Below are 14,098 nucleotides of genomic sequence, written 5' to 3' on the forward strand. Positions count from 1 at the left end.
GCCGTGACGCCGACGACCGACCCCCGGCTCGACTTCCGCAGCGACACCCGCACCGTGCCGGACGCGCGCATGCGCGCGGCCATGACCGCGGCCGAGGTCGGGGACGACGTGTACGGCGACGACCCCACGGTCGCCCTCCTCGAAGCACGGGTGGCCGGGCTGCTCGGCACCGAGGACGCGCTGCTCACGCCCACCGGCACCATGTCGAACCTGCTCGCCGCGCTCGCCGCGGCCGGTGCCCCGGGACCGCGCGGCGCGCCGCTGCTGGTCGTCGGCGAGGACACCCACATGGCCTTCCTCGAAGCCGACGGGCTGCGCCAGTTCGCCGGGATCGAGCTGCTGCCGGTGACGCAGCGGCCCGACGGCCTGCCCGACCTCGACGCCGTGGACGCGGTGCTCGCCGCCGGGGCCGGCCGGCCCGCCGTGGTCTGCCTCGAGAACACGAGCATGATGCGCTCGGGCAACGCCCTCGACGCCGCGGCCACCCGCGCCCTGGCCGACCTGGCCCACCGGTACGGCGCCCACGTCCACCTCGACGGTGCCCGGCTCGCGAACGCGGCCGTGGCGCTCGGGGTCCGTCCCGCGGAGCTGGCGGAACCCGTGGACAGCGTCGCCTTCTCCGTCTCCAAGGGACTCGGCGCGCCGGTCGGCGGGCTGCTGTGCGGGACGCACGCGTACGTCGCACGCGCCCGCGACGTACGGTCCGCGCTGGGCGGCTCCATGCACCAGGCCGGCGTCCTGGCGGCGCCCGCCCTCGTGGCGCTGGACCGCCTGCCCGAGCTGGCGGCGGACCACGCCACGGCCGCCGCGCTCGCCGCCGGCTTCGCGACGGTGCCCGGCGTCGGACTCCTGCGCCCGCCGCGGCCGACCAACATGGTCATGGCACGCGTCGCCGGGCTGACCCCGGAGGAATGCGCCCGCCGCCTCGCCGGACACGGGGTGCGTGTCCTGCCCCTGCCCAACGGCTTCGTGCGCTTCGCTGTGCACCGGGCACACGACATGATCGGTGTGCGTGCGGCCGTCGGGGCGCTGGCGGCCGTCGCGGCCACCGCGCCGGTGGCCCGTACGAAGAGCGAAGGAGCCCCCGCCGGCCGGGGACTCACCACGACTACTTGGACGGAGGAATCTTGACGTCCTCGCCGCCCTGGCGGGCGGGGATTCCCGCCTGCCGGCCGGTGGTGACCGGCTGAGGCTTCGGGTGGGTTCCCCGTTCGACGGGCCGTGCCTGGCGTGGGATTTCCACGCCAGGGCTTACCGGCCCTCCGGGGGCGTTTAGCCTCTCCGCCCGTCCGGCGGCGAGGATCACTCGCGACGCATTGAGGTCACGATCATGTTCCGTACCGCAGCACTCGCACCGCCAGGTGCGCACGTGCAGCGGCTTCCTTCCGTCCACGGTCCAGCACACGTGGCAGGTCTGGGAGGACGGCAGCCACCGCGACACGATGCCGACGTGTCGGCCGTACCTGGCGGCCTTCTCCTCCAGGATGCGGCGGAACATGCCCCATGCGGCGTCGTGGACGGACTTGGCGAGGCGGGTGCGTGCCAGAGCGGAGACCGCCAGGTCTTCGAGGTAGACCGCTTGGTTGTCGCGGATCAGCCTCGAAGCGGTCTGGTGGCACCAGTCCTTGCGCGCGTCGGCCGCCCGGGCATGGGTACGGGCGACCTTGACCCGGGCCTTGGCCCGGTTTTTCGACCCGTTCGCCTTCCGGCTCAGGTTCTGCTGAGCCTTGCGCAGCCGGCGCTCGGCACGGCGCAGGAAGCGGGGGTTGTCGATCACCGTGCCGTCGGACAACACGGCGTAGTGGGTCAGACCCAGGTCGATGCCCACCTCGGCGTCTACCGGGGGCAGCGCCTCAGTTTCGACGTCCAGGACGAAGCTGGCGAAGTACCGGCCCGACGCGTCCTTGACCACCGTCACCGACGACGGGGCACAGGGCAGGGGCCGGGACCAGCGGACCCGGACGTCACCGATCTTCGCGAGGTTGAGCCGGCCGTTCTCCCGCAGCCGGAACCCGTTCTTCGAGAAGCGGACCGACTGCCGACTGCCCTTCTTCGACTTGAACGCGGGCAGACCCATCCGCCGGCCACGGCGCTTGCCCGCCACCCAGGCGAAGAAATTCGTGTATGCGCTGTCCAGGTCGCGGAGGGAGGACTGCAGGGCGTCCACGGACACCTCCGCCAGCCACGCCCGCTCGGGTGTCTTCTTCGCATCGGTGATCACCCGCTTCGCCAGAGCCCCGGTCGGGATCCTCGACCGGTCCGCCTGCCAGGCCTCCTTCCGGACGGCCAGCGCATCGTTGAAGACCACCCGAGCGCAACCGAACGTCCGTGCCAACGCTATGCGCTGACTGGGAGTCGGCTCGATCCGGAACGAGTACCTCAGATGCACGCGCGTAACCTGACAACCGCCACTGACAACGCCGCTCCGCCCGAGGGCCGAACCGGCATTGGGCGGGTCTTCGCTCCTCCCCTAGCGGATGCCGGGGGCATACCCGAAAGGACTCCGATGACGGTGCCACCGCGTGGGCTGGAAGAACGGCTGGAGGACACTCGCAAGAGACTGGAGAACGACGTCGATCTCTGGGTCTCCTCGGCGGGTGACCCGGGCGGTCCCTACCTCATCCCGCTCTCCTTCCTCTGGGACGGGACCGCGTTCCTCGTCTCGACGCCGCGCTCCTCCGTCACCGGCCGCAACCTGCTGGCGGACGGCCGGGTGCGCGTCGCCCTCGGCCCGACGCGCGACGTGGTGATCGTCGAGGGCACCGCGGAGCCGGTGGACGTGGCGGAACTGGGCGCCACGGCCGACGCCTTCGCGGCCAAGACCGGTTTCGACCCGCGCGAACTGACCCAGCCCTACCAGTACTTCCGCATACGGCCCCGCCGCATCCAGGCCTGGCGGGAGGCCAACGAGCTGTCCGGACGCACGCTGATGAGCGACGGCGTCTGGCTCGGCTGAGCACCTGGAAGAACACCGGAGGGACCCCTTCCCCCGAGACGCGCAACCGGCCGGTCACCCGTGTGACCGGCCGGCGGCCTTTCGGAGTCCAGTCGTCCTTGACCAGGGTTACGGACGACGTTGTCAGGCTGTGCGGGAGAAGCCATCTGAATTCTGGAAGGGCGAACATGACGTCTATCGAGGTTCCGGTCCTGATCGTGGGCGGCGGCGGGTGTGGCCTGTCCGCCTCCGTCTTCTTCTCCGACCAGGGCGTCGAGCACCTGCTGGTGGAGCGGCACGCGGACACGTCGAGGGTGCCGAAGGCGCACTACCTCAACCAGCGGACGATGGAGATCTTCCGCCAGCACGGGATCCGCGACGACGTCCTCGCCGAGGCGGCGCCGCTGGACAAGTTCGGCAAGGTGCGCTGGGCGACCACGTTCGCCGGTGACGGCCCGCTGGACGCCCGCCAGATCCACGAGATGGACGCCTTCGGTGGCGGCGAGCTGACGGAGAAGTACGCGGCGGCCGGCCCGGAGCTGCCCTCGAAGCTGCCGCAGATGTGGCTGGAGCCGATCCTGCGCCGTCACGCGGAGGAGCGGAACCCGGGGCGGATCCTCTTCAGCCACGAGGTCGTCGACTTCTCCGACGAGGGCGACCACGTGGCCGCCGAGGTGCGCAACCTCGAGACCGGCGAGACCATCACGGTCAAGGCGAAGTACCTCCTCGGCGCCGACGGCGGCCGCTTCGTCGGCTCCAAGGTCGGCATCCAGATGCAGGGCCCGCCCAGCGACGTCAACACCACGACCGTGTACTTCTCCGCGGACCTGTCGCAGTGGTGGGAAGAGGGCACGCTCATCACGCACTACCTCAGCCCGGAGGACCCCGACCTGTCGGTCAACCTCATCGAGATGGGTCCGAGCTGGGGCAAGGCCTGTGAGCAGTGGGGCCTGCACATGGCCCCCGGCCCGGCCGGCCGCTGGAACAACGAGACGGTCGTCGACCGCATCCGCGAAGTGCTGAAGGTGCCGGACCTGGAAGTGACCGTGCACAAGGTCACGGACTGGATCGTGAACGCGATCCTCGCCGACAAGTACCGGGTCGGCCGGGTGCTGATCGCCGGCGACGCCGCGCACAAGCAGCCGCCCGCCGTGGGCCTCGGCCTCAACACCGGCATCCAGGACGCGCACAACATCGCGTGGAAGCTGGCCGCGGTGCTGAACGGCAGTGCGCCCGAGAGCCTGATCGACACCTACGAGGCCGAGCGCCGGCCGATCGGCCGCGAGAACGTCGACTGGGCGGTCTCCGCCGCCCAGCACCACCAGGTCGTCATCGACGCCATAGGCGGCGGCCACAACATCCCGGCGGGGCGCCGCGGCCAGCGTCTGGCGGCGTACTTCGACCCGTCCCCGCTCGGCGACACCGTCCGCGCGCGGGCCCTCGAGGTGTTCCACACCCACCGCGGCGGCTGCCAGTCCTTCGACATGGAGATCGGCTTCGCCTACGAGCAGGGCGCGGTCATCTCCGACGGCACCGAGCGTCCGGCCCGTCCGCCCATGCGCGACGAGCACGTTCCGACGTCGCGCCCCGGCCACCGGCTGCCGCACGCCTGGATCACCCGGGACGGCGAGCGCCAGTCCACCCTCGACCTCACCGGCCGGACCGGCTTCACGCTGATCACCGGCCCGGAGGGGACCGCCTGGACCGAGGCGGCCGCGCGCGTGGCGGAGAAGTTCTCCGTCCCGGTCAACGCGGTCCGCATCGGCGAGGGCGGCGAGTACGCCGACGTGGACGGCGGGTGGGAGGCCGTCCGGCAGATCACCGGTGCCGGCGCGCTCCTGATCCGTCCCGACCAGCACGTGGCCTGGCGCAGCACCGGCGCCGCCGAGGACGCGGAGCAGGCGCTGACGGACGTCTTCGCCACCATCCTGGACCGCTGATCCGGCCGGAGACCCCAACGGGAATCCGACCGGGAATCCGACCAGAGGTCCGACCGGAGGATCCGGCCGGCGAGCCGATCGCCGACCGGATCCTCCGGTTTCCGCTGCGCGGGCCGCCGGCCCGCGACGCGGAACGCGCAGCACGAGCAGGGGCCGTGCCCGACCGGGCACGGCCCCTGCTGTGTGCCGGGAAGCCGGCGCGCGAACGCCGGATCCCCCTGGAGCGGCCGCTTCGGGTCGCTCCAGGGGGATCCGGACCGGGGCTCGGACGCGGGCTCAGACTCCGACCGAGACCGAGGAGGCCGCGGCGGCCGCCTTCCGTACGAAGGGGAGGATCTGGTCGACGGCCCGGCGCGAGGTCATCATGCAGACGCCGACGCCCACGCCGTCGTACACCGCACCACACACCGCGAGTCCGGGCTGGGTCGCCACGGCCTCACGGATCTGCCGCACCCGCTCGACGTGGCCGACGGTGTACTGCGGCAGGGCGCTCTCCCAGCGGCTCACGCGGGTCGCCACCGGGGCACCGGACACGCCGGTGGCCTCGGCGAGCTCGGCCGTCGCCAGCTTGACCAGGTCGGCGTCGTCGAGCTGGAGCAGGTGCTCCTCGCCGAACCGGCCGATCGAGCAGCGCACGATCTCCACCTCGCCCGCCAGGTGCGGCCACTTCACCGTGGTGAACGTGACCTCCTTGACGGCCTTGCCCTCCTCCGCCGGCACCCGGTAGCCGGCGTAGCCGCGGCCCGTGAGGCCGCCGGGGAACGCCGTCTTCGGGAAGGCGAGCGTGACCATGGCCACGCTGGAGTACGGCACCTCGGAGAGCGCCGAGACGGCGGAGGCCGTGCCGGGGACGCCGGCGAGCAGGCTGCCCGTCGGGCCGGCCGGGGTGGCGATGACGACCGCGTCGGCGTCGATGACCTCCGCGTCGGCACCCGACCCGACGGTCACGCGCCAGCCCTCACCGTTGCGCGCCAGCTCCCGGACGGAGGCGCCGGTGCGCAGGGCCGTGTCCGGCGCGGCGTCCAGCACCTGCTGGATGATCGCGGCGGGCAGCGTGCCGAAGCCGCCCTCGATGGTGGCGACGCTGATGGGCGGGAGCTTCTCGCCCTCCTGGAGCTGCGGCACCAGCGAGCCGGCCGCGTCCGCGAGCGAGATGTGGTCGCGCGAGGCACGCGCCAGCGGGGTCAGGGTCGCCTCGAACGACAGGTCCGCGGCACGCCCGGCGAACACACCGGCGAGGAACGGCTCGACGAGGCGGTCCACGACCTCCTGGCCGAACCGGCCGCCCACGAAGGACGCGACCGAGACGTCGCCCTCCAGGTCGAACGAGGGCAGCACGAGGTCCTGCCGCGCCCGCTCCACGCCCTCGGCCGACAGCACGCCGGACCGGGCGAGGTCGTCCATGTCGCAGGGCACACCCATGAACTGACGGTCGGGCTGGTGCTTGATCGCACCCTGGGTCCAGATCGCCGACGCGGTGACCGGGCCCGCGGACACGATCTGCTCGCCGAGCCCCGCCTCCTTGATCAGGCCGGTGGTCTTCTTCCGGTTGGCGTACAGCGACTCGGCGCCCTCGTCGACCGGGACCCCCGCCACGTCGGAGACCAGCAGCTTTCCGCCCAGCCGGGACGAGCTCTCGAGGAGCGTCACCCGCACCGGCTCGTTCCGCAGGTGGAACGCCGCCGCCAGTCCCGAGATACCGCCACCGACGATGACCACGTGGGGCTTACCGCTCGCCTGAGCCTGTTCGCTCCCAGTCATTCCACCAGCTCCTTCATGGTTACGGTGTTGTAAGACCTGCTCCCGGACGACGACGGTCGGCGCCGACACAGGCGTGGGCAGTCTGGCCGGGCGTCCCGGATCCCGGCTGGAGGCCGCCTCGAAAGGCGGGCCCGTCCCTCGCAATTGCGCGCCGGCCGGCCGTTCAACTGCGGACCCGCGGCGTTTGAACACGGCGTTTACGGCGGCAGCACCGCCGGGCGCCCGGGCGTTTGCGTTTCATACCGTGAACGTATTAATTCGTTCCTCGAAAACCGGGCGCACGACGTTCCGCTCGCCGCCTCTTCGTATCCGGCGAAGTGGCGTTCCGGGGGCAGTGCCACCTGGACCTCACGAAAGGAAAAGACGTGCCGGTCGAGAAGATCGCGCTCATCACGGGCGCCAACAAGGGCATCGGATTCGCCATCGCGCGACAGCTCGGCGAGCAGGGGATCACCGTTCTCGTCGGCGCCCGGGACGAGGTGCTCGGCAAGCAGGCCGCCGACGCGCTGGCGGGCGACGGCATCACGGCCCTGCCGCTCCGGCTCGACGTGACGGACCCGGCCTCCGTGGCGGAGGCCGCCCGCGAGATCGAGAGCCGGTTCGGCCGCCTGGACATCCTGGTCAACAACGCCGGCATCGCGGGCAACTTCACCGGGACGCCGAGCGAGGCCACCGCCGCCGACCTGCGGGAGGTCTACGAGACCAACGTGTTCGGGGTGGTCACCGTGACCCACACGATGCTGCCGCTGCTGCGCCGTTCCCCGGCCGGCCGCATCGTCAACCTGTCCAGCCACGTGGCCTCGCTGACGCTGGGCTCGGCCCCGAGCGGCCCGCTGGCGGGCGTCAGCATGATCGCCTACCAGTCCTCGAAGACCGCCCTGAACGCGGTGACCCTCGCGTACGCGAAGGAGCTGCGGGAGACCCCGGTCAAGGTCAACGCGGCGCTGCCCGGAGTGGTGGCCACCGACATCAACGGACACCGCGGGTTCCGGTCGCCCGCCGAGGGCGCGGAGATCGCCGTCCGGCTCGCCACGCTGGCCGAGGACGGCCCGACGGGCCAGTGCCTGGCGGACGACGGCCCCGTCCCGTGGTAGCGCGCGGCGTCACCACGGAGAGGACGCCCGGCGGCCAAGAGCCGGCGGCCTGATCCCGCGAGGGACCGCGGCCGTTCGCGGCCATCACACCGATCGCCGGGCCGGGCGAGACCCGGCGGGCACACGACATGGAGGCAGACAGTGGCGGATGCACAGACGATCCTGGTGACGGGCGGCACCGGCCGGCAGGGCGGGGCGGTCGCCCGCGACCTGCTGCGGCGCGGTTTCCCCGTACGCGCCCTGGTCCGCGACCCGCAGAAGGCGGAGGCGCGGGCGCTGGAGGAGGCGGGCGCGGTCCTCGTCCGCGGTGACATGGAGGACGCGGCGTCGCTGGACGCGGCGATGGAGGGCGTCCACGGCGTCTTCAGCGTGCAGACCTTCCGGGGCCCCGGCGGCGTCGAGGCCGAGATCCGCCAGGGCAAGGCGGTGGCCGACGCCGCCGTGCGGGCCGGGGTCAAGCACTACGTCTACAGCTCGGTCGGCGGTGCGGACCGGGACACCCGCGTCCCGCACTTCGAGAGCAAGCTGGTGGGCGAGCAGTACCTGGCCACGCTGGACCTGCCGACCACGATCCTCCGGCCGGCGATGTTCCACGACATCCTGCTCGACATCAAGCCGCGCCCGGTGCAGGGCGAGCTCGTCCTGGCCATGTGGCTCGACCCCGAGACCCCGGTGCAGGTCATCGCGACCAGCGACATCGGCGCGTTCGCCGCGGACGCCTTCGAGAACCCGGAGGCATGGCTCGGCCGGACGGTCGACATCGCCAGCGAGGAGCTGACCGGGCCGCAGATGGCCGCGGCGTTCGAGGCCGCCTCCGGCGTCCCGACCCGCTTCCAGCAGCTGCCCATCGAGCCGCTGCGCGCCGGCCGCCCGGACCTCGCCAACATGTTCGACTGGTTTGAGCGGGACGGCTTCCAGGCCGACCTGCCCGAGCTGCGCAAGGGCCGGCCGAACCTGCTCTCCCTGGAGGCCTGGCTCAAGGACAACTGGACCCCGCCGGCGGTCGCGGCCCGCGGCTGACGCCGGCGCCGGCCGCGGGCCGGCCGGGGACGGAACCGGGACTCAGGCGAAGATCGGGTCCCGGGTCCGGGTGCGCTTGAGCTCGAAGAACCCGTCGGTCTCGGCCACGGCGAGCACACCGTCCCAGAGCTTCACCGCGGCCTCCCCGCGCGGCGTGGGCGTCACGACGGGGCCGAAGAAGGCCACGTCCCCCACGGCGATGACGGGGGTGCCGACATCGGTGCCGACGCGGCCGATGCCCTCGTGGTGCGAAGCACGCACCGCGGTGTCGAACGCGTCGGACCCGGCGGCGTCGGCCAGGGCGGTGTCGAGGCCGGCGGCGGCCAGGGCCTCCGCGTAGGTGACCCGGTCCTTGGGCGCCTTCTCCAGGTGGAAGCGGTTGCCGAGCTCGGTGTAGAGCCGGCCCAGCACACCGGGTCCGTACTCCCGCTCGGCAGCGGCGCAGACCCGTACCGGCTCCATCCGCAGCGCCAGGTTCCGGTGCCAGCGCTCGTCCAGGTCTGCGCGGCCCTCGTTGAGCACCGTCAGGCTCATGATGTGCCAGCGGATCTCCAGGGGCCGTCGCTCTGCGACCTCAAGGACCCATCGGGAAGTCATCCAAGCCCAGGGGCAGGTCGGGTCGAACCAGAAATCCACCGGGGTCGGGGTGTCGTGCGCCAACGTCGGCCTCCTCAAGGCGACTGCAAGGTCGCGGTCGGCACAGCCTGACAAGCGGGCTCGGATTCCCGGTCGAGCGTCAATAGAGGTGGGCTCCGTTCAAACGCGAGAATTCCCCGTGCCGGACATTCACGTCAACGATTTGAGAAAATCGGCCGGTTGCGGCGGGGAGAAGCGCCGACCTATCGTCTGGAATCCGTGAAAAGACACTCCGAGGGGAAATCGATGTCCGCATCGGCCGAGGTCCGCGACCAGTCGGATTCCTACGCGCTGCTCGATCTGATTCAGGGTGCCGTCATCACCCAGGCGATCTCCGTCGCAGCCAGGCTCGGCATCGCGGACGTGCTCGCCGACGCGCCGCTGTCCGCCGAGGACATAGCCCTGCGGGTCGAAGCCGACCCGGGGGCCACCCACCGGCTCCTGCGCGCGCTGTCCGGCCACGGGGTCTTCGCGGTCCGTCCGGACGGCCGGTACGAGAACACCGCCCTGTCCGACAAGCTCCGCGAGGACGCACAGGACTCGATGCGGAAGTTCGCCGTGCTGATGAGCGACCCCCTGCTGCACGAGGAGTGGGGCCACCTGCTCACCACCGTGCGGACCGGCGAGGCCAACCTCCCCAAGCTGCGCGGCATGAGCACGCTGGACTTCTTCCACGCGAACCCCGCCTACGCCGCCACCTTCTTCCAGGCGTTCGGCAAGGTCTCCGAGTCGGAGACCGACCCGGTGCTGGCCGCCTACGACTTCTCGCAGTTCCGCACCGTCGTGGACGTCATCGGCGGCCGCGGCTACCTCCTGGCGGCCGTCCTCCAGCAGGCGCCGGACGCCAAGGGCGTGCTGTACGACTTCGAGATCGCGACCGTGGACTCGGCCTCGCTCTTCGAGGAGGCCGGCGTCGCGGACCGCTACACCATCGAGCACGGCAGCTACCTCGGCAAGCTGCCCAAGGGCGCGGACGCGTACCTGTACAAGCGCATCATCCACAACTTCTCCGAGGAAGACGCCCTGACCGCCCTGCGCAACGCGCGCGAGGCGATCGGTCCCGACGGCAAGCTGCTCTGCATCGAGTACCTGCTGCCCGAGAACAACGAGCGCCACATCGGCCACACCATCGACCTCTGGCTGATGCTGATGATCGGCTCCCAGGACCGCACCCTCGCGCAGTACACCGAACTGTTCGCCAAGGCCGGCTTCAAGATCACCAGGGCGATCCCCACCGCGTCACCGATCTCGATCATCGAGGCGATCCCGGTCTGACGGCCCCTCCGACGGCCCTGCCCGACGGTCCGTCCGACGTCGTTCCACCTTCCCGCGCACCCTCACCACACAGGAGAACTCCCGATGGCTCCACGGATGGACAACCCCTCCCTGGTCGTTCCCGGCGCCCTGCAGCCCCTGCTCGACCTGTCCGAGGTCATCGGCAAGGTCGGCGTGCCGCAGTCCACCCTCGACTTCATCCGGCTCCGCGTCGCCTCGCTCAACGGCCGCGTCTACACGTTCCCGGCCGAGCCCGCGGACAAGCGCCTGCTCCTGGTGGACGAGTGGCGGACCGAGGCCTCCTTCACCGACGCCGAGCGCGCCGCGCTGGAGCTGGCCGAGGCCGTCACCCTGCAGACCGACGCCGCGAACGCACCCACGGACGAGGTCTGGGGCAACGCCTCGAAGCACTACACCGACGTGCAGCTCGGCGCCCTGGTCATGCACATCAGCCTGGTCAACTTCTGGAACCGGGTGAACGTCGCCACCCACCAGGACGACGCGGTCTGGCGCTGAGGGGGAGGACACCACCGTGCTGAAGCTCATCAACGCCGGCCTCGGCAGGACCGGCACGACATCGCTCCAGGTGGCCCTGGAGCGGCTCGGCCTCGGTCCCTGCTTCCACATGTTCGACGTCGTCGACGACGACGAGCGCCTCGCGCAGTGGGAACGGATCATCTGCGACGGCGAGCGCCCCGACTGGGCCGCGCTGTACGACGGCTACACCTCCGCGGTCGACGGCCCCTCCACCGTCTACTACCGGCAGATCAGCGAGGCGCTCCCGGAGACCAAGGTGGTCCTCACGGTGCGCGACGCCGAGGGCTGGTACAAGAGCACCTACGACACGCTCTACCAGTTCGCGCTGCGGACCAGGCAGAACCCGCCCGAGCCGGGCTCCCGGCAGGCCCGCCTGTTCCGCGTCGTCAACGCCCTGGTCTGGGACGGCCTCTTCGACGGCCGCTTCGAGGACAAGGACCACGCCATCGCGGTCTACCACCGGCACACCGAGGACGTCGTACGCGCCCTCGGGGCGGACAACGTCCTCGTGTACGACGTGAAGCAGGGGTGGGAGCCCCTCTGCGCGTTCCTCGGGGTCGACGTCCCCGACGAGGAGTTCCCGCGCGCCAACAGCTCCGAGGACATGCGCCGGCGCATCGCCCAGGCCACCGGCGCCGCCCAGGCCCCCGCCGCCTGAGCCCCCGCGTCCCGGACCGGGACGGGAAGTAACGGGCCGTGGGGGGGGGGGGGGGCGCCGCCCCCGCCCCCCCCGGGGGGGGGGGGGGGGGGGGGGGGGCGGCGGCCCCCCCCCCCGCCCCGGGGCCCCCGGGCCCCGCCCCCGGCCCCCCCCCCGCCCCCCCCCCCCGCCCCCCCGGGGCCGGGCCGGGGGGGGGCTAGTCCGGGGGGGGGGCCCCGCCCCGGCCCCCGGCGGGCCCCCACGGCGTTGTGCGTCAGTGGTGACCGTGGCCGCCGCCGCCCGCCTGCAGATGGGCGCCCGGCGACACCACGAGGGGCCGCACCATGTGCTGCTCGTGCTCCAGCATGTGGCAGTGGTGGACGCCCCTGCCGACGACGGGGAACCGGACCGCCACGGTGACCAGCTCGCCCACCGTCGCGTTCGGCGCGATCTGGCCGGCCGTGCCCACCCGGATGACGTCCTTCTCCCCGAGCTCGTGTGCCTCCAGCGCCGCCGCGGCCTTGAACGCGATGGGCCGGGACGAGCCGCGGGTGGCCCGGTCGAACCCGCTGATGTCGTAGTTCTCGCGGGACAGCACCTGGAAGTGCGACAGGTGGATGTGCATGGGGTGCGGGGACGCCGCGAGGTTGAGGTACTTCCAGATCTCCGTGCTGCCGTGCGCGACGGTGAACGCGTTGCCGTCGTCGTACGCCATCGCCGTCCTGCGCAGCGTGACGACGGCGCCCTCGGCGTCCCGGACCTGGACGACCCCTGCGGCCGGGAAGGTGAGCCCCGCCGGGTCGACCTCCTCCATCTCCCACAGCTCGGGAACGTTCGTCGAGCCGGGGCCGACCACGACCACCCACCGGGGGGCGCGGTCGTGCGGCACGTCCTCGTGGGTGAGCCGCTTGAACGTGGGCGAGAGGGTCTCCGGCAGCACGAACCTGCCGGACGGCCGCTGGTCCGCGACGCGGAACTGCATCACGTCGGGCTCCAGCAGGTCGTTGAGCTTGTTGGAGGCACCGGGCGCGATGCCCTCCAGCGTGTTGACCAGCTTCAGGGCCTGCCCCCGGAACGCGCTGAAGTCGACCAGGACGTCGACGCGCTCGCCGGGGGAGAGGTTGAGCGCCCCGTCGACGGCCAGCGGCTTGTCGATCAGGCCCTGGTCGGTCCCGATCACCTTCAGCGCCCCCGGGACGGGCTTGCCGTCCGCCAGCAGCATCAGCCGGTACATCCGGGAGTTCGCGGCGTTGGCGATCCGGAACCGGTACCAGCGCGGCGCGACGTCCAGGTACGGCCAGACCACCCCGTTGACCAGGGTGTACGGGGCCGCGTGGGCGCGCATGAGCTTCTGCGGGCCGATCATCTCCACCTTGTGGACCAGCCGGCCGACGAGGGCACCGGACTCGTCCACGTCGAAGTTGCGGTCGCTGAGGACCAGCGGCACGTCGCGGGCGCCCTCGGGCAGCCCGAGCGCTTCCTCCTCCTCGTTGTGGGAGAGGAACAGGCCCGCGAGGCCGGCGTACACGCTGAAGCGGCTCACGTGGTGGGTGTGGTCGTGGTACCAGAGCGTCGTCGCGGCCTGGTCGTTCGGATAGGCCGAGAGCTGCACGTCGCCCGGGCCGATGAGGTTCTCCATCCAGCCGTCGTTGCCGCCGCCGGTCAGCATGCCGTGCATGTGCACCGCGGCCCAGGGCTCCAGGCCCGCCACGCCGGCGACCTCCTGGGTCCCCGCCGTGCCGGGGTAGTTGGTGAGCGGGTCGGGCGCGCGGCCGGTGGGCGAGGCGAAGTCGACGGCCTTGACGGGTATGTTGCCCGACAGCCGGTTCTCCCAGACGACCCGCAGCGGACGTCCGCTGACGGTCTTGATCGTCGGGCCCGGGAAGACGCCCTCGTACGTCCACATCGTCACCGGCGGCATCTCCGAGTGCACGGTGACGTCCGCGGTGCGCATCCGGACGGTCAGCTCGTCGTAGCTGCCGCGGTCGCGGGGGCGCAGTACCGGCGGTATTCGCAGCGGGTCCCGGAACTTGGTCAGCTTCAGCTCGGGCGCCGACGGCTCGGGTCCGCCGGCCCCCGCGGCGACGGCGACCGCGCCTTGTGACTTGAGGAGGGGGGCGGCGGCCACCAGGGCGCCCAGGCCGGCCATGGTGCCGCACCGCAGCAGCGCGCGGCGGTTCAGCCCGGAGGGCTCGAATGCTTCGGAAGCTGTGGGTTCCATTCCCCCGACGCTAGGGGCGGCCGCTCTCGACGGACTCGAACT

12 protein-coding genes are annotated in these 14,098 nt (G+C 72.0%); 8 read left to right on the plus strand and 4 right to left on the minus strand.

All coding sequences use genetic code 11. The annotated features are described in order from the left end of the window. Positions 1 to 3 precede the first annotated feature (3 nt). Positions 4 to 1,131, plus strand: a complete 1,128-nt coding sequence (locus tag ACIQUQ_RS29920; protein WP_403982088.1) for a threonine aldolase family protein — start codon at positions 4 to 6, stop codon at positions 1,129 to 1,131. Here the strand turns inward: ACIQUQ_RS29920 and ACIQUQ_RS29925 are convergent. Beyond that, entirely contained in the window at positions 1,109 to 2,389 is a 1,281-nt protein-coding gene (locus ACIQUQ_RS29925) for an RNA-guided endonuclease InsQ/TnpB family protein (protein WP_403982090.1), read from the minus strand. The two genes, ACIQUQ_RS29920 and ACIQUQ_RS29925, sit on opposite strands and share 23 nt — an antisense overlap. Positions 2,390 to 2,506: 117 nt before the next feature. Here ACIQUQ_RS29925 and ACIQUQ_RS29930 point away from each other — a divergent pair, with 117 nt between their 5' ends. Together ACIQUQ_RS29930 and ACIQUQ_RS29935 are read left to right on the plus strand one after the other, a co-directional pair. After that, positions 2,507 to 2,956, plus strand: a complete 450-nt coding sequence (locus tag ACIQUQ_RS29930; protein ID WP_403982092.1) for a pyridoxamine 5'-phosphate oxidase family protein — start codon at positions 2,507 to 2,509, stop codon at positions 2,954 to 2,956. A gap of 167 nt (positions 2,957 to 3,123) precedes the next feature. Next, entirely contained in the window at positions 3,124 to 4,875 is a 1,752-nt protein-coding gene (locus ACIQUQ_RS29935) for an FAD-dependent monooxygenase (protein WP_403982094.1), read from the plus strand. 276 nt (positions 4,876 to 5,151) lie between these two features. Here ACIQUQ_RS29935 and hemG read toward each other — a convergent pair whose 3' ends face one another. After that, entirely contained in the window at positions 5,152 to 6,636 is a 1,485-nt protein-coding gene (hemG, locus tag ACIQUQ_RS29940) for a protoporphyrinogen oxidase (protein WP_403982097.1), read from the minus strand. Between the two features lie 365 nt (positions 6,637 to 7,001). Between hemG and ACIQUQ_RS29945 the strand changes: the two genes are divergently transcribed. Both ACIQUQ_RS29945 and ACIQUQ_RS29950 read left to right on the plus strand, forming a co-directional pair. Beyond that, a complete protein-coding gene (locus tag ACIQUQ_RS29945) occupies positions 7,002 to 7,730 on the plus strand; it encodes an SDR family oxidoreductase (RefSeq protein WP_403982100.1) in 729 nt (242 codons plus the stop codon). 141 nt (positions 7,731 to 7,871) lie between these two features. Further along, positions 7,872 to 8,750: an NmrA/HSCARG family protein gene (locus ACIQUQ_RS29950; RefSeq protein WP_403982102.1), complete on the plus strand. Its 879-nt coding sequence runs from the start codon at positions 7,872 to 7,874 to the stop codon at positions 8,748 to 8,750. A gap of 42 nt (positions 8,751 to 8,792) precedes the next feature. Here the strand turns inward: ACIQUQ_RS29950 and ACIQUQ_RS29955 are convergent, their stop codons facing one another. After that, a complete protein-coding gene (locus ACIQUQ_RS29955) occupies positions 8,793 to 9,410 on the minus strand; it encodes a DsbA family protein (protein ID WP_403982105.1) in 618 nt (205 codons plus the stop codon). 222 nt (positions 9,411 to 9,632) lie between these two features. Here ACIQUQ_RS29955 and ACIQUQ_RS29960 point away from each other — a divergent pair, with 222 nt between their 5' ends. From ACIQUQ_RS29960 to ACIQUQ_RS29970, 3 genes are all read left to right on the plus strand, one after another. Next, a complete protein-coding gene (locus tag ACIQUQ_RS29960; protein ID WP_403982107.1) occupies positions 9,633 to 10,661 on the plus strand; it encodes a methyltransferase in 1,029 nt (342 codons plus the stop codon). Positions 10,662 to 10,745: 84 nt separating this feature from the next. Then, entirely contained in the window at positions 10,746 to 11,177 is a 432-nt protein-coding gene (locus ACIQUQ_RS29965) for a carboxymuconolactone decarboxylase family protein (protein WP_399954886.1), read from the plus strand. Between the two features lie 16 nt (positions 11,178 to 11,193). Then, positions 11,194 to 11,856 carry a sulfotransferase family protein gene (locus tag ACIQUQ_RS29970; RefSeq protein ID WP_403982110.1) on the plus strand — a complete coding sequence of 221 codons (663 nt, stop codon included), beginning with the start codon at positions 11,194 to 11,196 and terminating at the stop codon, positions 11,854 to 11,856. Positions 11,857 to 12,109: 253 nt separating this feature from the next. Here ACIQUQ_RS29970 and ACIQUQ_RS29975 read toward each other — a convergent pair whose 3' ends face one another. Beyond that, the gene (locus tag ACIQUQ_RS29975) at positions 12,110 to 14,056 is read right to left on the minus strand and encodes a multicopper oxidase family protein (protein ID WP_403982112.1); all 1,947 of its coding nucleotides are present in this window, start codon (positions 14,054 to 14,056) and stop codon (positions 12,110 to 12,112) included. Positions 14,057 to 14,098: the final 42 nt, after the last annotated feature.

Origin of the sequence: Streptomyces sp. NPDC101118, from assembly GCF_044759445.1 — a bacterium.
In the GTDB taxonomy this organism is placed as follows: Bacteria; Actinomycetota; Actinomycetes; order Streptomycetales; family Streptomycetaceae; genus Streptomyces.

Coding starts and splice junctions, on each gene's coding strand:
- ACIQUQ_RS29930 (WP_403982092.1), top strand. CDS start 2,507: ATGACGGTGCCACCGCGTGGGCTGGAAGAACGGCTGGAGGACACTCGC.
- hemG (WP_403982097.1), bottom strand. CDS start 6,636: ATGACTGGGAGCGAACAGGCTCAGGCGAGCGGTAAGCCCCACGTGGTC.
- ACIQUQ_RS29935 (WP_403982094.1), top strand. CDS start 3,124: ATGACGTCTATCGAGGTTCCGGTCCTGATCGTGGGCGGCGGCGGGTGT.
- ACIQUQ_RS29960 (WP_403982107.1), top strand. CDS start 9,633: ATGTCCGCATCGGCCGAGGTCCGCGACCAGTCGGATTCCTACGCGCTG.
- ACIQUQ_RS29975 (WP_403982112.1), bottom strand. CDS start 14,056: ATGGAACCCACAGCTTCCGAAGCATTCGAGCCCTCCGGGCTGAACCGC.
- ACIQUQ_RS29965 (WP_399954886.1), top strand. CDS start 10,746: ATGGCTCCACGGATGGACAACCCCTCCCTGGTCGTTCCCGGCGCCCTG.